At 70.8% G+C, this 20,918-nt stretch carries 17 protein-coding genes and 1 tRNA gene; 6 read left to right on the top strand and 12 right to left on the bottom strand.

Annotated features, from left to right (window positions below; translation table 11 throughout):
- Window positions 1–41 precede the first annotated feature (41 nt).
- The 5 genes from ACFYOU_RS17235 to dnaK all read right to left on the bottom strand — a co-directional run bounded on the left by ACFYOU_RS17235 (window position 42) and on the right by dnaK (window position 5,810).
- Complete coding sequence (locus ACFYOU_RS17235) at window positions 42–1,019, bottom strand: LuxR C-terminal-related transcriptional regulator (protein ID WP_389764713.1); 978 nt, start codon at window positions 1,017–1,019, stop codon at window positions 42–44.
- A 518-nt stretch (window positions 1,020–1,537) separates the two neighbouring features.
- The gene (locus tag ACFYOU_RS17230; protein ID WP_389764952.1) at window positions 1,538–1,987 is read right to left on the bottom strand and encodes a heat shock protein transcriptional repressor HspR; all 450 of its coding nucleotides are present in this window, start codon (window positions 1,985–1,987) and stop codon (window positions 1,538–1,540) included.
- A gap of 14 nt (window positions 1,988–2,001) precedes the next feature.
- Window positions 2,002–3,195 carry a molecular chaperone DnaJ gene (gene dnaJ / locus ACFYOU_RS17225; RefSeq protein ID WP_391306541.1) on the bottom strand — a complete coding sequence of 398 codons (1,194 nt, stop codon included), beginning with the start codon at window positions 3,193–3,195 and terminating at the stop codon, window positions 2,002–2,004.
- Window positions 3,196–3,228: 33 nt separating this feature from the next.
- A complete protein-coding gene (grpE, locus tag ACFYOU_RS17220; protein ID WP_389764709.1) occupies window positions 3,229–3,963 on the bottom strand; it encodes a nucleotide exchange factor GrpE in 735 nt (244 codons plus the stop codon).
- On the bottom strand, window positions 3,960–5,810 hold the full coding sequence (gene dnaK, locus ACFYOU_RS17215) for a molecular chaperone DnaK (RefSeq protein ID WP_391306539.1): 1,851 nt from the start codon (window positions 5,808–5,810) through the stop codon (window positions 3,960–3,962). The genes grpE and dnaK overlap by 4 nt, the downstream gene beginning before the upstream one ends.
- A 351-nt stretch (window positions 5,811–6,161) precedes the next feature.
- Here dnaK and hrpA point away from each other — a divergent pair, with 351 nt between their 5' ends.
- The 3 genes from hrpA to ACFYOU_RS17200 all read left to right on the top strand — a co-directional run bounded on the left by hrpA (window position 6,162) and on the right by ACFYOU_RS17200 (window position 10,766).
- Entirely contained in the window at window positions 6,162–10,169 is a 4,008-nt protein-coding gene (hrpA, locus tag ACFYOU_RS17210) for an ATP-dependent RNA helicase HrpA (RefSeq protein ID WP_391306537.1), read from the top strand.
- Window positions 10,170–10,339: 170 nt separating this feature from the next.
- Window positions 10,340–10,414, top strand: a tRNA-Asp gene (locus ACFYOU_RS17205).
- 163 nt (window positions 10,415–10,577) lie between these two features.
- On the top strand, window positions 10,578–10,766 hold the full coding sequence (locus tag ACFYOU_RS17200) for a DUF6274 family protein (RefSeq protein WP_391306535.1): 189 nt from the start codon (window positions 10,578–10,580) through the stop codon (window positions 10,764–10,766).
- An 878-nt stretch (window positions 10,767–11,644) separates the two neighbouring features.
- Here the strand turns inward: ACFYOU_RS17200 and bldC are convergent.
- Both bldC and ACFYOU_RS17190 read right to left on the bottom strand, forming a co-directional pair.
- Window positions 11,645–11,851 carry a developmental transcriptional regulator BldC gene (gene bldC / locus ACFYOU_RS17195; RefSeq protein ID WP_003949541.1) on the bottom strand — a complete coding sequence of 69 codons (207 nt, stop codon included), beginning with the start codon at window positions 11,849–11,851 and terminating at the stop codon, window positions 11,645–11,647.
- Window positions 11,852–12,608: 757 nt separating this feature from the next.
- On the bottom strand, window positions 12,609–13,523 hold the full coding sequence (locus ACFYOU_RS17190) for a hypothetical protein (RefSeq protein ID WP_391306533.1): 915 nt from the start codon (window positions 13,521–13,523) through the stop codon (window positions 12,609–12,611).
- A gap of 144 nt (window positions 13,524–13,667) precedes the next feature.
- Between ACFYOU_RS17190 and ACFYOU_RS17185 the strand changes: the two genes are divergently transcribed.
- The 3 genes from ACFYOU_RS17185 (at window position 13,668) to ACFYOU_RS17175 (ending at window position 15,733) form a co-directional block, all read left to right on the top strand.
- Window positions 13,668–14,756 carry a Glu/Leu/Phe/Val dehydrogenase dimerization domain-containing protein gene (locus tag ACFYOU_RS17185; RefSeq protein WP_391306531.1) on the top strand — a complete coding sequence of 363 codons (1,089 nt, stop codon included), beginning with the start codon at window positions 13,668–13,670 and terminating at the stop codon, window positions 14,754–14,756.
- Between the two features lie 378 nt (window positions 14,757–15,134).
- A complete protein-coding gene (locus ACFYOU_RS17180) occupies window positions 15,135–15,395 on the top strand; it encodes a DUF3073 domain-containing protein (protein WP_385484818.1) in 261 nt (86 codons plus the stop codon).
- Window positions 15,396–15,586: 191 nt separating this feature from the next.
- Window positions 15,587–15,733: a hypothetical protein gene (locus ACFYOU_RS17175; protein ID WP_391306529.1), complete on the top strand. Its 147-nt coding sequence runs from the start codon at window positions 15,587–15,589 to the stop codon at window positions 15,731–15,733.
- A gap of 30 nt (window positions 15,734–15,763) precedes the next feature.
- Here the strand turns inward: ACFYOU_RS17175 and purM are convergent, their stop codons facing one another.
- The 5 genes from purM to ACFYOU_RS17150 form a co-directional block, all read right to left on the bottom strand.
- Window positions 15,764–16,840, bottom strand: coding sequence for a phosphoribosylformylglycinamidine cyclo-ligase (purM, locus tag ACFYOU_RS17170; RefSeq protein ID WP_391306527.1), 1,077 nt, complete (start codon window positions 16,838–16,840; stop codon window positions 15,764–15,766).
- A gap of 52 nt (window positions 16,841–16,892) precedes the next feature.
- Window positions 16,893–18,419: an amidophosphoribosyltransferase gene (gene purF / locus ACFYOU_RS17165; RefSeq protein ID WP_389764696.1), complete on the bottom strand. Its 1,527-nt coding sequence runs from the start codon at window positions 18,417–18,419 to the stop codon at window positions 16,893–16,895.
- A 66-nt stretch (window positions 18,420–18,485) separates the two neighbouring features.
- On the bottom strand, window positions 18,486–19,409 hold the full coding sequence (locus tag ACFYOU_RS17160) for an META domain-containing protein (RefSeq protein WP_391306525.1): 924 nt from the start codon (window positions 19,407–19,409) through the stop codon (window positions 18,486–18,488).
- Between the two features lie 98 nt (window positions 19,410–19,507).
- Window positions 19,508–20,059, bottom strand: a complete 552-nt coding sequence (locus ACFYOU_RS17155) for a DUF3515 family protein (protein WP_391306524.1) — start codon at window positions 20,057–20,059, stop codon at window positions 19,508–19,510.
- A gap of 60 nt (window positions 20,060–20,119) precedes the next feature.
- Window positions 20,120–20,911, bottom strand: coding sequence for a sterol carrier family protein (locus tag ACFYOU_RS17150; protein ID WP_391306522.1), 792 nt, complete (start codon window positions 20,909–20,911; stop codon window positions 20,120–20,122).
- Window positions 20,912–20,918: the final 7 nt, after the last annotated feature.

Below are 20,918 nucleotides of genomic sequence, written 5' to 3'. Positions count from 1 at the left end.
TCACCCCCGCACCCGCACCCGCACCCGCACCCGACGGTCCGTCACGGCGTGGGCGGACGCGGCGGGGTGTCCAGGCCGGCCTGCGCGATCCGCACCCCGAGCTGGGCACGACTGGCGGCGCCCAACTCCTCGGCCAGCTTGCGGATGTGGTGGCGGGCCGTCCGCACGTTGATGCCGAGGCGCTGCGCTATCTCCGCATCGGTGTGCCCCTCGGCGAGCAGCGCCGCGATGGCCCATTCCCGACGGGTGATGCCGGTGACCCCGGAGCCGGAGGGCAGCGGCTCCACCAGCGGGTGCCCCAGCCGCCAGAACCGCTCGAAGACGATCGCGAGGAACCCCACCAGACCGGGGTGGCGCAACTCCAGGGCGACCGTCCGGTCTTCGGTGGCCGGCACGAACGCGACCTTCCGGTCGAAGATCAGCAGCCGTTCGAAGACCTCGTCCAGGGTGCGCACCTCGGCGGCGCCGCCGACCCGCTCCACGTACTCGAAGAGGCCCTGCCCGTGCCGCGCGGCATGGGTGTACAGGGTCCGCATGCGCACCCCGCGCTGCGCCATGTCCAGCGCCAGCGGCAGGGCGTCGTTCAACACGTTCTCGCGGCGCACCCCGCCCGGCTGGACGGCCAGGTGCTCGACGACGCACCCGTCGGACGCCTCGGCGATGGCGTCCCGGATGCGGGGCTTGCTCTCCAGCACCCGGATGCCGTGCCCCGCCGAGGGCAGGTCAGGACCGGCGCCCGTGTACCGCTCGGCGAGCAGGGACACCGCGGTCGCCCGCGCATGGCTCTGCGCCAACTCGTCCCGCAGGCCGCGGGTCAGCCGGGCGATCACCTCGCCCGGCGACTCGGGCACCAGCCACGCCGCGTCGTCCGGGTCCGAGTACAGCAGGCCCAGCGTGACCAGGCAGGGCGCCCCGGCCGCCGCGGTCCGCTCGATGCGTCCGCCCTTGAGGGCGGCCCCGTACACGCGCTCACCCTCCTCACAGAGCTGATCCACTCCGTGCGTGTGCGCCTCAGCCATGTCCCCGCCCCCACCTAAGGAGTAGCTTTCCTGCCGATTCATCCGCTTCTTCCCCCTTGCGTCCCCCCTCCTCTTGGCGCAGTGCAACAAGATGACGGTGGTGTCACCGTCCCGTGACCGGCAAAGTGGGTGCACGGGGCGAGGGGAGGGGAATTCTTAGTCGCCCCCGGGTTGTCCCGAGTCGGCCAATCCCCCTGGCCGACCCGGGGCGCCCGCACCCGGGCGCCCTCGACCCGACGCTCCGACCGACGACGGTCGGCCCGAGCGACTCCGTGGACCACGCGGGGAGCCGTTGATCCGGCAGACGCGCCGCCCACCGGCCGTAGCCCCGACCTTCCCATGGATCACCTGAGTCCGAGCGAGTACGTCAAGACTCGCACACCTCACTGACAGTCACACCCGGGTTATCCACAGGGGGGTTCACCGGGGTGTGCCGTCCGGCTCGTCCGGACACGGCCGAGGGGCCGGAAGGTTCGCCTTCCGGCCCCTCGGCCGCGTGCGTGCACGGAACCGGACGCTCAGTCCTGCCGCTTGGGACGCCACACGACCAGCGCACTGGTCTGCTGGACCTCCTGGTAGGGCACGAGGTCCCGCCGGTACGAGGCGTGGACGGCCGCCTCCCGCTGCTGGATGGCCGCCGCAGCGCCCTCCACCGCGTCCTGGAGTTCCGCGACCCGCGCCGTGAGCGCGGCCACCTGGCCCTCCAGCTCGATGATCCGCTTGATCCCGGCGAGGTTGATGCCCTCGGTCTGCGACAACTGCTGCACCTGACGGAGCAGTTCGATGTCCCGGGCCGAATACCGCCGGCCGCGGCCGGCGGTCCGGTCCGGAGAGACCAGGCCGAGCCGGTCGTACTGCCGCAGGGTCTGCGGGTGCAGCCCGCTGAGCTGGGCCGCCACCGAGATCACGTACACCGGCGTCTCGTCGGTCAGCTGGTAGGGGTTGCGGCGCCGACCGCCCGTGCCCATCCCGTCCATGGCGTTCATGCTCCCTTCGCGGCCTCGAACAGCTCCGCCCGCGGATCGACGTCCGCAGTGGCCTCCCGGTACGCCTCCAGGGCGTCCCGGGCCTTGCCGGTCACGTCCTTGGGCACCGCGACCTCCACCGTCACCAGCAGATCGCCGCGGGTGCCGTCCTTGCGGACCGCGCCCTTGCCCCGGGCCCGCATCGTACGGCCGTTGGGGACGCCCGGCGGCAACTTCAGCGTCACCGCGGGACCGCCCAGCGTCGGCACCTTCACCTCGCCGCCGAGGGCCGCCTCCGCGAAGCTGACGGGCACCGTGACGGTGAGGTTGTCGCCCTTGCGGCCGAACACGGGGTGCGTGCCGACGTGCACGACGACGTACAGGTCACCGGCCGGGCCGCCGCGTTCGCCCGGGGCGCCCTTGCCGCGCAGCCGGATGCGCTGCCCGTCCGAGACGCCCGCGGGGATGCGGACCTGCATGGTCCGCGAGGACTTGGCCCGCCCGGACCCCTTGCACACCTCGCAGGGGGTCTCCGCGATCAGTCCGCGGCCCTTGCAGTCCACGCACGGATCGGTGAGCGAGAAGCCGCCCCCGCCGCCCCGGGACACCTGCCCGGTGCCGACGCAGGTCGGGCACACCCGCGGGGTGCCGTTCTTGTCGCCGGTGCCCGAACACGCCTTGCAGGGCGCCTGCGAGGACATCCGCAGCGGAACCGTCGCACCGTCCACCGCCTCGGTGAAGCTCAGCGTGACCTCGGACTCGATGTCCTGGCCGCGCCGCGGCTGCACCCGGCTCCCGGTGGTGGTGCCGCCCCGGTTGAACAACCCGCCGAAGACGTCACCGATGCCGCCGCCGAAACCACCGGCCGCCGTACCGCCGCCGGGACCGCCACCGCCGCCGCCGAAGAGGTCACCCAGGTCGAAGTTGAACGAGCCGCCGCCACCCGCCCCGGGGCCGGGGCGGAAGCCACCGTTCCCGAAGAGGGTGCGCGCCTCGTCGTACTCCTTGCGCTTCTTCGGGTCACCGAGGACGTCGTTCGCCTCGGAGATCTCCTTGAAGCGCTCCTCCGCCTTGGCGTTGCCCTTGTTGGCGTCCGGGTGGAACTCGCGGGCGAGCTTCCGGTACGCCTTCTTGATCTCGGCCTCGGTGGCGTCCTTCGGGACGCCGAGGACCTTGTAGTAGTCCTTCTCGATGAAGTCCTTGGTACTCATCCTCGACGTCCCTCCTCTCCGTGCGTGACGCGGTCAGCCCTCGTCCGGGGCACCGCTGTCCTTGCCCTCGGCGCCCGGGGAACCCTCGGCTCCCTTGCCGCCTTCGGCGCCCTTGCCGGCCGCGGACTGGTCGGACTCGGACTCGCCGTCCGCCTTCGCGGGCTGCGCCCCCGGCTGCGGTTCGGCCACCGCCACCCGCGCGGGGCGGATGGTGCGCTCGCCGATCCGATACCCCGGCTGGAGGATCGCCACGCAGGTCGTCTCCGTGACGTCCGGCGCGTAGCTGTGCATCAGGGCCTCGTGGATCGTCGGGTCGAAGGGCTCGCCCTCCTTGCCGAACTGCTGGAGGCCCATCTTCGCGGCCACCGTCTCCAACGACTCGGCCACCGACTTGAAGCCGCCGACGAGCTCGCCGTGGTCACGGGCCCGGCCGATGTCGTCGAGGACGGGCAGGAGCTCGGCCAGCAGGTTCGCCACGGCGACCTCCTTGACCGCGATCCGGTCGCGCTCGACCCGACGACGGTAGTTCTGGTACTCGGCCTGAAGTCGCTGGAGGTCCGCGGTGCGCTCGCCGAGCGCGGTGCGCACCTGGTCCAGTTCGGCGGTCAGACCGACGTTCTGTGCTTCTACGTCCCCGGCCCGGCCCGCCGGGCCCTCCTTCGCGGAGGGCTCGGCGGGGGCGGCGTCGGCCGCGCTCTCGGAGGCGGCGCCGTCGGAGACGTCAGCGGGCTCGTCGTTCTCGTCGAAGCCCGGGGTCTCCTCGGTCACGCCGCACCGTCCTTGCGGTCCTCGTCGACGATCTCGGCGTCGACGACGTCGTCGTCGGCCTTCGCACCGGCACCGGCGGCGCCTTCGGCACCCTCGGCACCGCCCGCGGCGCCCTGGGCGTCCGCGTAGAGGGCCTGGCCCAGCTTCTGGGAGACGGCGGCGACCTTCTCCGTGGAGGTGCGGATCGCGGCCGCGTCCTCGCCCTTGAGGGCCACCTTGAGCTCGACGACGGCTTCCTCGACCTCGGTCTTCACGTCACCGGGGACCTTGTCCTCGTTGTCCTTGAGGAACTTCTCCGTCTGGTAGACGAGCTGCTCGCCCTGGTTGCGGCTCTCGGCGGCCTCGCGGCGGGCGTGGTCCTCGTCCGCGTACTTCTCGGCCTCTTCGCGCATCCGGTTGACCTCGTCCTTCGGCAGCGAGGAGCCACCGGTGACGGTCATCTTCTGCTCCTTGCCCGTGCCCAGGTCCTTCGCGGTCACGTGCATGATGCCGTTGGCGTCGATGTCGAAGGAGACCTCGATCTGCGGGACGCCGCGCGGGGCGGGCGGCAGACCGGTCAGCTCGAACATCCCGAGCTTCTTGTTGTACGCGGCGATCTCGCGCTCGCCCTGGTAGACCTGGATCTGCACGGACGGCTGGTTGTCCTCGGCCGTCGTGAAGATCTCCGACCGCTTGGTCGGGATCGTGGTGTTGCGGTCGATCAGCTTGGTCATGATGCCGCCCTTGGTCTCGATGCCGAGGGACAGCGGGGTGACGTCGAGGAGCAGGACGTCCTTGACCTCGCCCTTGAGGACACCGGCCTGGAGCGAGGCACCGATGGCGACGACCTCGTCCGGGTTGACGCCCTTGTTGGCGTCCTTGCCGCCGGTCAGCTCGCGCACCAGCTCCGCGACGGCGGGCATCCGGGTGGAACCGCCGACCAGGACCACGTGGTCGATCTCGGACAGGGCGATGCCCGCGTCCTTGATGACGTTGTGGAACGGGGTCTTGCAGCGCTCCAGCAGGTCCACGGTCAGCTGCTGGAACTGGGCGCGGGTGAGCTTCTCGTCCAGGTGCAGCGGGCCCTCGGCGGACGCCGTGATGTAGGGCAGGTTGATCGAGGTCTCGGTGGACGAGGACAGCTCGATCTTGGCCTTCTCGGCGGCCTCGCGCAGGCGCTGGACGGCCATCTTGTCCTTGCCGAGGTCCACGCCGTGACCGTTGTTGAACTGCTTGACCAGGTAGTCCACGACCCGCTGGTCCCAGTCGTCACCACCGAGGTGGTTGTCACCGTTGGTGGCCTTCACCTCGACCACGCCGTCGCCGATGTCCAGCAGCGAGACGTCGAAGGTGCCGCCGCCGAGGTCGAAGACGAGGATCGTCTGGTCGTCCTTGTCGAGGCCGTACGCGAGGGCGGCGGCCGTCGGCTCGTTGACGATGCGCAGGACGTTGAGGCCCGCGATCTCACCGGCCTCCTTGGTGGCCTGGCGCTCCGAGTCGTTGAAGTACGCGGGGACGGTGATGACCGCGTCGGTGACCTTCTCGCCGAGGTAGGACTCCGCGTCGCGCTTCAGCTTCTGCAGGATGAACGCGGAGATCTGCTGCGGGTTGAACGCCTTCTCGTCGATGTCGACGCGCCAGTCGGTGCCCATGTGGCGCTTCACGGACCGGATGGTCCGGTCGACGTTGGTGACGGCCTGGCGCTTGGCCACCTCGCCGACGAGCACCTCGCCGTTCTTGGCGAAGGCGACGACGGACGGCGTGGTCCTGGCGCCCTCTGCGTTGGTGATGACGGTGGGCTCGCCGCCCTCCAGAACGCTGACGACGGAGTTAGTCGTGCCCAGGTCGATGCCGACCGCACGTGCCATTTCGGTTCCTCCAGAGAACTTGCATCGGACTGACTGCGCTCCGCCCGGGTTCGACGAAGAACGAACCTGAGCGGGACAGGCTCAAGGATGCACGAAGCCCCCGGCTCGGTCAACAGACCTGAGTGGAGACCGCTCAACTTTTATCTTCCGCTTACTTCAACCAGCCCGCTGACCTGCACTTCCTTCAAGGTCACGGACACGGCAACGACGCGCGGGAAGCCTCCCCGGAGCCCCCGAGGAGCCGTCGAGCGGCCTGCGAACGGCCTGCGAACGGCGCGGAGGGAGCCTCCGGGAACCTCCGGAGAAAAGGGTTCGTCGGTGTTGCGGGCGAGGTGAGATCCTGGGGGGCGTATGTCTACGCAGCCCGCTCCCGCCCACGGCGCCCGAGACGACCTCGGCCGACGTCTCGCCGAGCTCCCCCTGAAGGACGCCCACCGCCTGGGCCGCCGGCTCGACGGCGCCCGACGCATCCGCGCGCCCGAAGCCCGCCGGACCGTCCTCGCCGAGATCACCACGGAGGTCGAACGGGCCGAGTCGCGCATCGCGGCCCGCGCCGCCCGCGTCCCCGCGGTCACCTACCCGCCGGAACTGCCGGTCAGCCAGAAGAAGGACGAGATCCTCGCGGCGGTCCGCGACCACCAGGTGGTGATCGTCGCGGGCGAGACGGGCTCCGGCAAGACCACCCAGATCCCCAAGATCTGTCTGGAACTGGGCCGCGGCGTCAAGGGCATGATCGGCCACACCCAGCCCCGCCGCATCGCCGCCCGCACCGTCGCCGAACGCGTCGCGGAGGAACTGCGCACCCCGCTCGGCGAAGCGGTCGGCTGGAAGGTCCGCTTCACCGACCAGGTCGGCCAGGACACCTTCGTCAAGCTGATGACGGACGGCATCCTGCTCGCGGAGGTCCAGACCGACCGCGACCTGCGCGCCTACGACACGATCATCATCGACGAGGCCCACGAGCGGTCCCTCAACATCGACTTCCTGCTCGGCTACCTGGCCCAGCTGCTCCCCCGCCGCCCCGACCTCAAGGTGATCATCACCTCCGCCACCATCGACCCGGAGCGCTTCTCCCGCCACTTCGGCGACGCCCCGATCGTGGAGGTCAGCGGCCGCACCTACCCCGTGGAGGTGCGCTACCGGCCGCTGCTGGAGGACGACGCCGAAGAAGCGGACGGGGGCGACCGCGACCAGATCACCGCCATCTGCGACGCCGTCACCGAACTCCAGGGCGAAGGCCCCGGCGACGTCCTGGTGTTCCTCTCCGGCGAACGGGAGATCCGGGACACCGCCGACGCCCTGAACAAGATGTTCGCCCGCTCCCCGGCCGTGCTCCGGCAGAACACCGAGGTGCTGCCGCTGTACGCCCGGCTGTCGCACGCCGAACAGCACCGGGTGTTCCAACCCCACGCGGGCCGCCGGGTCGTCCTCGCCACCAACGTCGCCGAGACCTCCCTGACCGTCCCCGGCATCAAGTACGTCATCGACCCGGGCACCGCGCGCATCTCCCGCTACAGCCACCGCACCAAGGTCCAGCGCCTGCCGATCGAGCCCGTCAGCCAGGCCAGCGCCAACCAGCGCAAGGGCCGCTGCGGACGCACCTCGGACGGCATCTGCATCCGGCTGTACTCGGAGGACGACTTCGACGCGCGGCCCGAGTTCACCGACGCCGAGATCCTGCGCACCAACCTCGCCTCCGTCATCCTCCAGATGACCTCCGCCGGGCTGGGCGAGATCGAGAAGTTCCCGTTCATCGACCCGCCGGACCACCGCAACATCCGCGACGGCGTGCAACTCCTGACCGAACTCGGCGCCCTCGACCCCGCCGAGAAGGACCAGCGCAAACGCCTCACCCCGCTCGGCCGGAAACTGGCGCAGCTCCCCGTCGACCCGCGCCTGGCCCGCATGGTCATCGAGGCCGACCGCAACGGCTGCGTCCGCGAGGTCATGGTCATCGCCGCCGCCCTGTCCATCCAGGACCCCCGCGAACGCCCCGTCGACAAGCAGACCCAGGCCGACCAGCAGCACGCCCGGTTCAAGGACGAGACCAGCGACTTCCTCGCCCTGCTCAACCTGTGGCGGTACGTCCGCGAGCAGCAGAAGGAACGCGGCTCGTCCTCGTTCCGCCGCATGTGCAAGCAGGAGTACCTGAACTTCCTGCGCATCCGCGAGTGGCAGGACATCTACGCGCAACTGCGGTCGGTCACCAAGACCATGGGCGTCGTCGTCAACGACACCGACGCCTCCGACCAGGCCGTCCACACCTCCCTGCTCGCCGGACTGCTCTCGCACATCGGGCTCAAGGACACCGAGAAGAACGAGTACCTGGGCGCCCGCGGCGCCAAGTTCGCGATCTTCCCCGGCTCCGCACTGTTCAAGAAGCAGCCCAAGGTCGTCATGTCGGCCGAACTGGTGGAGACCTCCCGGCTGTGGGCCCGGGTCAACGCCAAGATCGAACCCGACTGGATCGAACCCCTCGCCGAACACCTGCTCAAGCGCACGTACAGCGAACCGCACTGGGAGAAGGACCAGGCCGCGGTGATGGCCTACGAGCGGGTCACCCTCTACGGGGTGCCGGTCGTCGCCCACCGCAAGGTCAACTACGGCCGGATCGACCCGGAGACCTCCCGCGACTTGTTCATCCGCAACGCCCTGGTCGAGGGCGACTGGCGCACCCACCACAAGTTCTTCGCGGACAACCGCCGACTGCTCACCGAGGTCGAGGAGCTGGAGCACCGGGCCCGCCGCCGCGACATCCTCGTGGACGACGAGACGCTGTTCGACTTCTACGACCAGCGGGTGCCCCCGCACGTGGTGTCCGGGGCGCACTTCGACTCCTGGTGGAAGCGCAAGCGCCAGGAGGAGCCGGACCTGCTCGACTTCGAGCGGGAGATGCTGATCCGGGAGTCCGCCCAGGCCGTCACCAAGGCCGACTACCCGGACTCCTGGACCCAGGGACGGCTGAAGTTCCGGGTGACCTACCAGTTCGAGCCGGGCGCGGACGCCGACGGCGTCACCGTCCACATCCCGGTGCAGGTGCTCAACCAGGTCACCGACGAGGGCTTCGACTGGCAGATCCCGGGGCTGCGCGAGCAGGTCGTGACGGAGCTGATCCGCTCCCTGCCCAAGCCGGTGCGCCGCCACTACGTGCCCGCACCGGACTTCGCCGGCCGGTTCCTGGCCCGGGCGACCCCGCTCCAGGAGCCCCTGGAGGTGACCCTCGCCCGAGAGCTGCACGCCCTGGTGCGGGTGCCCGTCTCCCCGGACGACTTCGACTGGTCGAAGGTCCCCGACCACCTGCGCATCACGTTCCGGATCGTCGACGAGCGCCGCCGCAAGGTCGCCCCGGACGCCGAGGACAAGGACCTGGAGGCGCTGCGGCAGCGGCTGCGGCCCAAGGCCCGCCAAGCACTGTCCAAGGCCGCCGCGGCCAGCGCCGAGCGCTCCGGGCAGGGCGCCGTCGAACGCTCCGGGCTCACCGACTGGACGATCGGCTCGCTGTCGCGGGTCTTCGAGGCCAAACGCGCCGGCCAGCCCGTCAAGGCGTACCCGGCGCTCGTCGACGACGCCGCCGACGCCGCTGCCGGGAGCGGCGCCGACACGGTGTCCGTGCGGCTCTTCGACTCCGAGGCGGAACAGGCCGAGGCGATGCGGCGCGGCATCCGGCGGCTCATCGTGCGGAACATCCCGGTGAATCCGGCCAAGTTCGCCCTCGACAAGCTCGGCAACGCCCAGAAGCTCGCCCTGTCCGCCAACCCGCACGGTTCGGTGCAGGCCCTCTTCGAGGACTGCGCCACGGCCGCCGCGGACCGGCTGATCGCCGACTTCGGCGGGCCCGCCTGGGACGAGGAGTCGTACCGCAAGCTGTACGAACGGGTGCGGGCCGACATCGTCGACCTGACGGTGCGCACGGTGGACCAGGTGCGCCAGGTCCTCGCCGCCTGGCAGGCCGCCGAGCGGCGGCTGCGGGCCACCACCAGCCCCGCGCTGCTCGCCAACACCACGGACGTGCGGGAGCAGCTCGCCGCGCTGGTGAAGCCCGGTTTCGTCACCGAGACGGGCATCGGCCGGCTGCCGGACCTGATGCGCTACCTGGTGGCCGTCGACCGGCGGCTCCAGCAGATGCCGGCCAACGTCCAGCGGGACACCACCCGCATGGAGAAGGTGCACGACATGCGCGACGAGTACGCGTGGCTGCTGGAGCAGTTGCCCCGGGGACGTCCGGTGCCGCAGCCGGTGCGGGACATCCGGTGGATGATCGAGGAGCTGCGGGTCAGCTACTTCGCGCACTCGCTGGGGACCGCCTACCCGGTTTCGGACAAACGGATCGTGAAGGCGATCGACGCGGCGGTGCCCTGAGCGGATGCGGAGGCCGGTGCGGGGGGTGCGACGGATGCGGGAAGGGTGCGGTGACGCATGCCGAACGGCCGGTAACGACCCCCGCACCCTGAGTGAGTTCGACCGCACGGCCGGCCCTGCTGTACAGTCCTGTTTCGCAGCGCAACGCAGTACCAAGCGCCGCGAAACCTGGTCCTGTGGAGCAGTTTGGAGTGCTCGCCACCCTGTCAAGGTGGAGGCCGCGGGTTCAAATCCCGTCAGGACCGCGCAACGGCCCACATCCCCTGCGGATGTGGGCCATTCTGCTGTTCCGCCCACCCCGCACGGCCGCGCCCGGAGGACGCCCGGGCCGCGCCGGGTTGACGACGGGCTCCCGGATGGGTACCTCCTCATCAAAGGACTCCCCCGTGGGGCACCGGAGGTGGGCGCATGGCACCTGTCGCTCGACACGAAACGCGGGCGCTGCTGCGCGCCCACCTGTCGGCGGCCTCCCGCTACCGCCACCGGGTCCGACACTGCCCGGTGTGCACCGCACTCCAGAAGCTGGCCATGGAGCCCTCTACACACCCCACGGAGCCGAGGGAAGACCCCGAACGGGAGATTCCCCCGAACGAATGACGTGTACGAGGTCACCGGCCGCCACGGGGGCACCAGGCAGAAGCATGGACGGGAACGGCGGACCGGGGGCGCCCCACGAGGCCGGTCCACTACCGCAGTTGCCCGTCGGGCAACAACCGACCACGCATGTGACGGGTGTCACCGTAAGAGTTTCGGGAACCCCCGGGCTTACCACTGTCCTACAAACGGTCAATTTAATATGTGCAATTGCACCGGCATCCGGGACAGTTCACGGAACATCCGGCACCACCCCCGCAAGCCCCGCAGAGTCCGACAAGCGGACCGCCGCACCGGGCCCCCGCCCCCGCCCGGAGATCGCCCGAAGGTCGCTCGGAGATCGCCGGGAGGTCATTGAGAGGTCGCCGGGAGGTCGCCCGAAGGCCGTTCGAAGGCCGTTCGGGCTCCCCAGGGACGTCAGGGCGGCGCGGCGGCGCCCTGAGGGGCCGTCAGGGACCCGTACGGAGCGCGCGAGCCGGGAAGAGGCCCCGACCCGCGCGTCAGCCCCACACGGGGCCGTGAGAGCGCCTGAGCGGCTCCGGAACCTCGACCGACGCCGCCCGAGGCGGCCGGGGACGCCACCAGGGCGCTCACCAGGGGCTGTTGGGGGGGCGGAGAAGAGCAGCCGAGCGGGCCGGCGGGCGCGGCGCACCCCGCGTCACCACGGAATCCGCACAACGGGAGCCGTGGAATCCGCACAAAGAAAAATCGCGCTGGACCCGGCGGAGTCCAGCGCGATCGACGTCACGGCCTCGACGTACTGCTCACTCGTCCCGGCACGGTCCTGTTGGGGCAGGACCGACGTCATGTGTGGCTGTGTCGTGCGGTGGGCGTGCGCACCGAGTGGGGGACCCGGTGAATCGGCCCGGTCGTGCGGTTGTTCAGGCTTCGCTGCGCTGCTGGGGAATGCCCGCCAGTAGCGCGCGTACCTCGGCTTCGCGGTAGCGGCGGTGTCCGCCGAGCGTGCGGATCGACGTGAGCTTGCCAGCCTTGGCCCAGCGCGTGACCGTCTTCGGGTCGACGCGGAACATCGTGGCGACCTCAGCCGGGGTCAGCAGCGGCTCGGCATCAGGGGTGCGAGCTGTCATGAGCGGCCTCCTCGGGAGAACCGAACCTTCTCGGTTCTTTCCTCTAAATTCTGCACCTTGACACGCGTTGCCCGAAATGGCGGACGCGGGTCGAGTCGGTTATAGGACGAACGGCTTGTCCTCGGCACTACAACTACACCATCCGTCCAGCCGCGTCGGCCAAACCGATGGAATTGCCCTCCCAGGTGTTCATCACCGACGGATGCCGATGGACCGCCCCATAGCGGACAGTCACACCCCCGTGACAATCTGTCACAGAGTGAGCAGAGGTCAACAGACCCCCCATAGCGTGCAATGCGGAGCATTCTGCCCAGACTCGGATGGATGGAGCCCTCCCCGGACTCCTTGTCCTATTTTGGCACGAGGACGGGTGATGGGCGCAAGGCCCGGGATAGTGCGGTCCGTCACGCTTGACGCAAAAGACCGGATCAGGACCTACGTCCCGACCCGTCTTTACCTCCGGCCCCGCGCTCCCCGCACCGCCGGCCCGCACCGCCGACGACGCGCACGGCCGACCCGCGCGCCGAGCGCCAGGCGCCACGCGCACCGGAACCCACACGTCCCGGCAACGGAATCCGCAGCGCCGCACTCCGCACCGACCCGCGCACCGGGCCGGTGCCGCCCCCACCATGCCAGGAAACAGCTTGTCAGGACACCGCGACCGGTTCCCGCACCCCCCGCGCGAACACGACCGAATCCGTGGCCCCGGCACGGACCGACCGCCCCGTACGGATTCCCCCGAGCAACGCCGCCCCGCTCAGCTCGCCGACTGCCGGTCCCGCACCACCCGCCACCGCGCGGCCAACCGCCCGTACGCCTCCCCGGCCGCGTCCCCGTCCCCCCGGCGCAGCGCCTCGATGCCCTCCGCCACGTCCGCCGCCGAACGATCGGCCGCCAGGTGCGCGGCCGGCAGCACGTGCACCAACCCCCCGTAGTCGAGTTCGACCAACGACCGCGGATGGAACTCCTCCAGCCACGACCCCACGTCCACCAACGCGTCGATCTGCGGCCCCTCGCCCAACGCCGCCCGCAACGCCTTCAAGCCACGCGCCACCCGCCGCCGCGCCTGGACCATCTGCGTCCGGTACCGCAACACCGGCACGTCCCCGGCCAACTCCGACAACTCCGACAACTCCGAGGACTCCGACAGCGCTGCCGACTGCGGGGGCTCCGCCGGCTCCACCCCCTGGTGCTCCCGCTCCTCGTCGACCACCAGCACGAACCAGGCCAACGGCACCTGCCAGGTCGCCGTACGGATCCACGGACGGGCGTCGGGATTGCGCGCCCGCCACCGCTCGTAGTCGTCGGCGCTCTCCTTGCGGACGACGGGCGGCAACACCGCGTCGAGCACCGCCGGCGGCAACCGCCCCCCGGACGCCAACGCGTCGAGCGCCTGCCAGCCCCGCAACCGGGTCCGCCACGGACACACGCACAGCACCCCGTCGACCTCGGCCACGAACGCGTCGTCGCTCTCGTGGACCGGCACCGCGACCGGCGGGGTGGGCAACAGGTCCGCCAGGGAACGCCGCAGCTCGTCCTGGTAGGACGGCCGGTCGACCCGCCGGGCATAGCGCGCCCAATGGCCGCGCTCCGGTTCCGGGAAGGCCGCGAGCGGTTCGTACACCCGCAGATAGGACGCGTACGGCACGATCACCGAGGACACCTTGGGCACCCCTGCTCCCTCCCCCGCGGACCGACGCGGAAACCTCCCGCGAACCGGCCACCGTGACACCGAGGCCCTACGCTCGTCCCACCCGGCCCACCACCTGAACGGGTCCGGGCCACCACCGCCGCTACGCACCCGGGAGTCACCACCGTGACCGAAGTATCCGACGGCGTCCTGCGCACCCTGTTCCACTCGGACCAGGGGGGCCACGAACAAGTAGTGCTCTGCCAGGACCGGGCCAGCGGCCTCAAGGCCGTGATCGCCCTCCACTCCACCGCCCTGGGCCCCGCCCTCGGCGGCACCCGCTTCTACCCGTACGCCGACGAGGCCGAGGCCGTCACCGACGCACTGAACCTCGCCCGCGGCATGTCGTACAAGAACGCCATGGCCGGACTCGACCACGGCGGCGGCAAGGCCGTCATCATCGGCGACCCCGAGCAGATCAAGACCGAAGCGCTGCTCCTCGCCTACGGGCGGTTCGTCGCCTCCCTCGGCGGCCGTTACGTGACCGCCTGCGACGTCGGCACCTACGTCGCCGACATGGACGTGGTGGCCCGCACCTGCCGCTGGACCACCGGCCGCTCCCCCGAGAACGGCGGCGCGGGCGACTCCTCGGTGCTCACCGCGTACGGCGTCTTCCAGGGGATGCGGGCCAGCGCCCGACACCGCTGGGGCACCCCCTCGCTGCGCGGCCGGACGGTCGGCGTCGCCGGGGTCGGCAAGGTCGGCCACCACCTGGTGCAGCACCTGCTCGACGACGGCGCCGAGGTCGTGGTCACCGACGTCCGCGAGGAGTCCGTGCGCCGGATCACCCGCCTGCACCCCGGGGTCCGGGTCGTCGCCGACACCGACACCCTGATCCGGGTCGACGGACTCGACGTGTACGCGCCCTGCGCCCTCGGCGGAGCACTGGACGACGACACCGTGGCCGTCCTCACCGCCGGCGTGGTGTGCGGCGCCGCCAACAACCAGCTCGCCCACCCCGGCGTCGAGAAGGACCTCGCGGACCGCGGCGTCCTCTACGCCCCCGACTACGTGGTCAACGCGGGCGGCGTGATCCAGGTCGCCGACGAACTCCACGGATTCGACTTCGAGCGGGCCCGGGCCAAGGCGTCGAAGATCTTCGACACCACGCTCGACATATTCGCACGTGCGAACAGTGACGGCATCCCGCCGGCCGCCGCGGCCGACCGGATCGCCGAACAGAGAATGGCCGAAGCGCGCTGCACGGACGGCTGATCCGCCCCACCCGCGACGAGGCGCGCCCGACGCTCCCGGGCCCCGGCACCACCCGGCCGGAACCCGGGCGTGTCGGGGCCCGGCACGGCTCCGGAGCACGGCGCGGGAGGGGCCGCGCGGCGGCTGAGACATGAGACTCACAGCCCGTCGGCGGGTCGCCTGCCAAGAAGAGGTTAAAATCGCGGTTGACCAGCGAGGACGGGGCGCCTCGCGGGTCCAGCGCACACGCGCGTCCTGCGGGCGACGTACCGGATGGCCGCAGGAGCAGGTACCGTGGAAGCCCTACGGACCGGTCTCTCCACGGAGAGTCCGTTCCAGATCATGAACGCGTGTCAAGACTCTGGGGCCGTCGAGCCCCGTCACCGAGGGGGTCGAGCCATGGGGCGCGGCCGGGCCAAGGCCAAGCAGACAAAGGTCGCCCGCCAGCTGAAGTACAACAGCGGCGGAACGGACCTGTCACGTCTGGCCAACGAGCTGGGCGCATCGACTTCGAGCCAGCCGCCGAACGGCGAGCCGATCGAGGACGACGAGGACAACGACCCGTACGCACGGTACGCGGATCTCTACAACGTCGATGACGACGAGGACGAGGGCGACGAGCCCGGTTCCCCGTCGCAGTCGCACCGTCGCGGCGCTTGACGCCACGGCCGCGCACGTTCTCCTCAGCAGCCTGTAGTCCACAGCAGTCGGCACCGCCGTCGACCGGCACGCCCGCGCGAGCGGTCACTCCGGTCGGGGCACCGCCGACCCGTCGCACCAACCCCGGTCCGGGCCAGCAACACCGGACCGGGTTTCGTGCTGCTCCCGCACACTGAGCCCCACCCGGGCTGATGCAGCCGGTGCCGAGCGGGCTGCCGGTACTGCTCGGGCTGTCCGCGCCACCGGTGCCAACCGTGCTGTCCGCGCTACGGGTGCTGCCGGTGACCGCCGCGGAAGCCGCCGCGGTCACCGTCGCCAAGAAGATCATCGGATCGTGAGGGTCCGTGGGTCCGTGGGTCCGTGAGGACCTACTTCGCGTAGTCCCCGACCAGCGCCGCGCCCGTGGCGTGCGCACCGCGCTCGGTGATCTCGCCGGCCTCCCAGGCGTCCACGCCACGGTCCGCCAGCAGCGTCAGCGCCACCTCCACCGACTCGGCAGGCACCACCGCCATCATGCCGACCCCCATGTTCAGGGTCTTCTCCAGCTCCAGACGCTCCACCTGCCCGGCCGAGCCCACCAGGTCGAACACCGCGCCCGGCGCCCAGGTGGAACGGTCCACGACGGCGTGCAGCCCGTCCGGGACGACCCGCGCCAGGTTCGCCGCGAGCCCGCCCCCGGTGATGTGGCTGAAGGCGTGCACCTCCGCGGTACGGGCCAGCGCCAGACAGTCCAGCGAGTAGATCCGGGTCGGTACCAGCAGCTCCTCGCCGAGGGTCCGCCCCAGCTCCTCCACATGGCTCTCCAACGCGAACCCGGCCCGGTCGAACAGGACGTGCCGGACCAGCGAGTACCCGTTGGAGTGAAGGCCCGAGGAGGCCATCGCGATCACCGCGTCGCCCGTGCGAATGCGATCGGGACCGAGCAGCTGATCGGCCTCCACCACGCCCGTACCGGCACCGGCCACGTCGAAGTCGTCCGGTCCGAGGAGCCCGGGGTGCTCGGCCGTCTCGCCGCCGACCAGGGCACATCCCGCGAGGACACAGCCCTCGGCGATGCCCTTCACGATCGCCGCGACCCGGTCCGGGTGGACCTTGCCGACGCAGATGTAGTCGGTCATGAACAGCGGCTCCGCGCCGCACACCGCGATGTCGTCCATGACCATCGCGACCAGGTCGTGGCCGATCGTGTCGTAGACGCCCAGCCGACGGGCGATGTCGACCTTGGTGCCGACGCCGTCGGTCGCCGACGCCAGCAGGGGACGCTCGTAGCGCTTGAGGGCGGAGGCGTCGAAGAGCCCGGCGAAACCGCCGAGACCGCCGACGACCTCGGGGCGCTTCGTCTTGCGCACCCACTCCTTCATCAGCTCCACCGCGCGGTCGCCCGCCTCGATGTCGACACCCGCGCTCGCGTAACTCGCGCCGGAACCGGAAACGGGGGTGCTCACAGGGGATTCACCAGACATGCGTGCGGAACCTTCGTGTGGGTTCTTCGGGGGATCACGGGCGACGGAGCGCGTCGACCGCGGCGGTGGCCGCGGGACCCGCCGCCAGCTCGGTCTCCAGCAGCTGCTTGCCGAGCAGCTCGGGGTCGGGCAGCTCCATCGGGTACTCACCGTCGAAGCAGGCCCGGCACAGATTGGGCTTGTCGATGGTGGTGGCCTCGATCATGCCTTCGAGGGAGATGTACGACAGAGAGTCGGCACTCAGCGACTTGCCGATCTCCTCGACGGTCATGCCGTTGGCGATGAGTTCGGCACGGGTCGCGAAGTCGATGCCGAAGAAGCACGGCCACTTCACGGGCGGCGAGGAGATCCTGATGTGCACCTCGGCGGCACCCGCCTCGCGCAACATCTTGACCAGGGCGCGCTGGGTGTTGCCCCGCACGATCGAGTCGTCCACGACGACCAGCCGCTTGCCCCTGATGACTTCCTTCAACGGGTTCAGCTTCAGCCGGATGCCCAGCTGGCGGATCGTCTGCGAAGGCTGGATGAAGGTCCGGCCCACGTACGCGTTCTTCACCAGACCGGCGCCGAACGGGATGCCGGACTCCTCCGCGTACCCGATCGCGGCCGGGGTCCCGGACTCCGGAGTCGCTATCACCAGGTCCGCCTCGGCAGGCGCTTCCCGCGCGAGGCGACGCCCCATCTCCACCCGGGAGAGGTAGACGTTGCGCCCGGCGATGTCCGTGTCGGGACGGGCCAGGTACACGTACTCGAAGACGCACCCCTTGGGCTTCGCTTTCGCGAATCGCGAGGTGCGGAGACCGTTCTCGTCGATGGCGACGAACTCGCCGGGCTCTATCTCCCGGACGTACGTCGCACCGCAGATGTCGAGGGCGGCGGACTCGGAGGCGACGACCCAGCCGCGCTCCAGCCGACCCAGCACCAGGGGCCGGATGCCCTGCGGATCACGCGCGGCGTACAGGGTGTTCTCGTCCATGAAGACGAGCGAGAAGGCGCCCTTCACCTCGGGCAGCACCTTCGCGGCGGAACCCTCGATCGTCAGCGGCTTCCCGTCGTCGTCGGTCTGCCCCGCGAGCAGGGCCGTGACGAGGTCGGTGTCGTTGGTGGCGGCGACCTGAGTGGCGCGGCCCTCCCGCTTGGGCATGTCCGCAACCATCTCGGCGAGCTGGGCGGTGTTCACCAGATTGCCGTTGTGGGCGAGTGCCAGAGAGCCGTGCGGGGTGGCGCGGAAGGTCGGCTGGGCGTTCTCCCAGACCGATGCGCCAGTGGTCGAATAGCGTGCGTGTCCCACAGCGATGTGGCCCTGGAGGGCGCTGAGGGAGGTCTCGTCGAAGACCTGGGAGACCAAGCCCATGTCCTTGAAGACGAGGATCTGGGAGCCGTTACTGACCGCGATTCCTGCGGATTCCTGGCCCCGATGCTGGAGGGCGTAGAGCCCGAAGTACGTGAGCTTTGCGACCTCTTCGCCCGGAGCCCAGACACCGAAGACGCCACAAGCGTCCTGGGGGCCTTTCTCACCGGGGAGCAGATCGTGATTGAGTCGACCGTCACCACGTGGCACGGCACCGAGTGTAGGCGAGATCGACCACTGGTCCGAATTGGGGACGCCATCCGTAAGACGAATCACTTACCGGCCGGTTCGGCCGGTAGCCCCGCCCGTGGACGGGGCGGCGGGTGCCGCGGTGGCCACTGCACCCCTCCCATCAGGGGCGATGAGCCTGAGGGAGTTCCCCTTCACCTCGTAATCGACCTCCGCACCGCCGAACAGCCGGGAGAGCGCCCGCTCCGTCCGCATCGCCCGGTCGTCACACAACATGCGGGTCATCGCCGGATCGGAGAGCGTCAGCGTCCCGTCGTCCCCGATCTTCACCTTGGCCGAGAAACGGTTGCACCCGAGGGCGCCGCTGACCTCGCCGCCCTTCCCGAACGTCAGGTGCGCCGCGGACGCCGCGCCCCCGGGGACCGAGACGCTGCTCCCGCCCTCGACCAGGGTGTTCACCACCCACTTCGGCCCGGTCAGCGGAACGTCCCGCGGGGCCTTCCCCGCGGTCAGGTCCACGTGGTCGCCCTTCGCGGTCGTCAGGGTGAGCGCGTCGCCCTCGCGCGCGAACTCCAGCGCACCGGCGCGGAGCGTGGCGGCGAGACGGTCCTCGAAGTCGGACGCCGCCCGGTCGCACCCCAGGGTGGTGGACTCCTGGTCACGGAAGGTGACGTTCCGCCCGGTGACGGTGACGTCGGCGTCGAAGGTGTTGCAGCCGTAGCTGCCGCTGGCGCGGGACTTCCCGTCGAACGTCAGGTGCGCGTCGGTCGGCGGCCGGTACGCACGGCCGTCCGCGGTCAGGCTCTTGACGGTCCAGCGGGTGCCGGTGAGCGGGCCCGTCCCTTCGGTGGCGTCCGCGCGGTCGGCGCCCTGCGCACGGTCTGCGCTCCCGGCAGCGCCGTCACCATCACCGTCACCGTCACCGGAGTTCACCTGGTTGCCGCAGGCCGTGCTGGCGACTGCCAGGAGACAAGCCACTGCGGTCGCGGTCAGGGGGGTGCGCCGTCGCATGTCCATGCCGATGTGACGGGACGGGCCCCGTCGCGGTTCCGTCGCGGTTCCGTCGCGATTGCCGGAACGCCCGACGGGGTCGGGGGTCGGGGGTCGGGTCAGACGTCGTCCAACCCGATGCACTTGCGTTCGCGGGGCAAGTCCCTGACCACGTCGGCCAGATCGGTCAGGGCCGCGGCGGCTTCCTCCTTCGCCCCCTCGTGGACGAACTCCACCGCGGGGGAACGCCCGTAGGTGGTCAACACGCTCACCCCGTCCCGATCCAGCCGCTCCTCGTCCAGGACCCAGTCGACGCCGTTGACCGATACGCACAGGTCCGGGGTCGGCGGCAGTTCCGCCACCCCGCACCGCAGCACGGAACCGCCCCGGCCCCACGCGACGGTGCCCTCGTTGAACGTCCACTTCCGGGGTTGACCCGCGAGGGAGTTCGGGGCCCGGTCGACGACCCCGCCGCACCGTTCGTGCGAGGCGTGCGGTGCCGGGGACACCCAACGGACCTGGTACGCGGCGAATCCGGCGACCAGGACCACCACGGAGGCGCAGATTCCCCACACCTTGCGGCGCGACACCCTGCGGTTCGTCGGGGCGGTCGGGGTCGTCGGGTTGGTCGGCCCGTTCGGCCCGTTCGGCTCGTTCGGCTCGTTCGGCATGGGTCGCCCTCCTGGCGTCCGGGTGCGGGTCCGGGTGTGGTGGGGCGCGCCCTCGGTGCCTCAGCCCAGCAGGGGCAGCAACTCCGCGAGGTCCGCCCGCTCCCCGCTGGCGGAAACCGTGGCCGCACCGAGCTCCGCCGCCCAGTCGGTGCGTCCCGTGGCCAACCGGATCCAGGTCAGCGGATCGGTCTCCACGACGTTCGGCGGGGTGCCCCGGGTGTGCCGCGGCCCCTCCACGCACTGGACCACCGCGTACGGCGGGACGCGTACCTCCACCGCCCCGCCCGGTGCCTTCAGTGCGAGCACGTCGGCGAGGAAACGGGTGGTGATCGCGAGGGCCTTGCCGTCGATCGGAACGGCCGGCCCGATCGCGTCGTTGAGGTCGTCGGTGTGGACGACCAGCTCGACCACCCGGGTCACCAGGAAGTCGGGCAGCCGCATCGCACCGAACCGGGTCGGGACGATCCGCTCGTCGGGGACGCCGGCCAACGCCTCCTCGACCCGGTCGGCCGCGCGGGCGAACAGTTCCTCGGCGTCCGCTTCGGCAGCGGTGCTGCGGGCCAGGGTGTCGACGGCTCCGGCCACCGTGGACGTGGCCGCCGGGTACGCGTCGAGGGTGAGTTCCTGCCGCGGGGGCTCAGGCAGCTCCAGGTTCCGTGCGACGGACCCGAGGACGAGCGAAATGTGCGCGGCGAGTTCCCGTACCGTCCAGTCCCCGAGCCGGGTCGGTTCGGCGAGTTGCTCCGGCGTGAGCTCCGCGACCGCCGCGCGGACGTGGCGGTACTGCGTGAGCACGGCGGCGCGGGTCCGGGCCGGGTCGAAGGAACGAACGCGTTTGCTGGCTGGCGGCATGCAGCGA

It is taken from the genome of Streptomyces sp. NPDC005955 (assembly GCF_042871255.1).
Lineage (GTDB): Bacteria > Actinomycetota > Actinomycetes > Streptomycetales > Streptomycetaceae > Streptomyces.
Note: the sequence above shows the minus strand (reverse complement) of the source record. Positions and strands in the feature narration are given on the sequence as shown.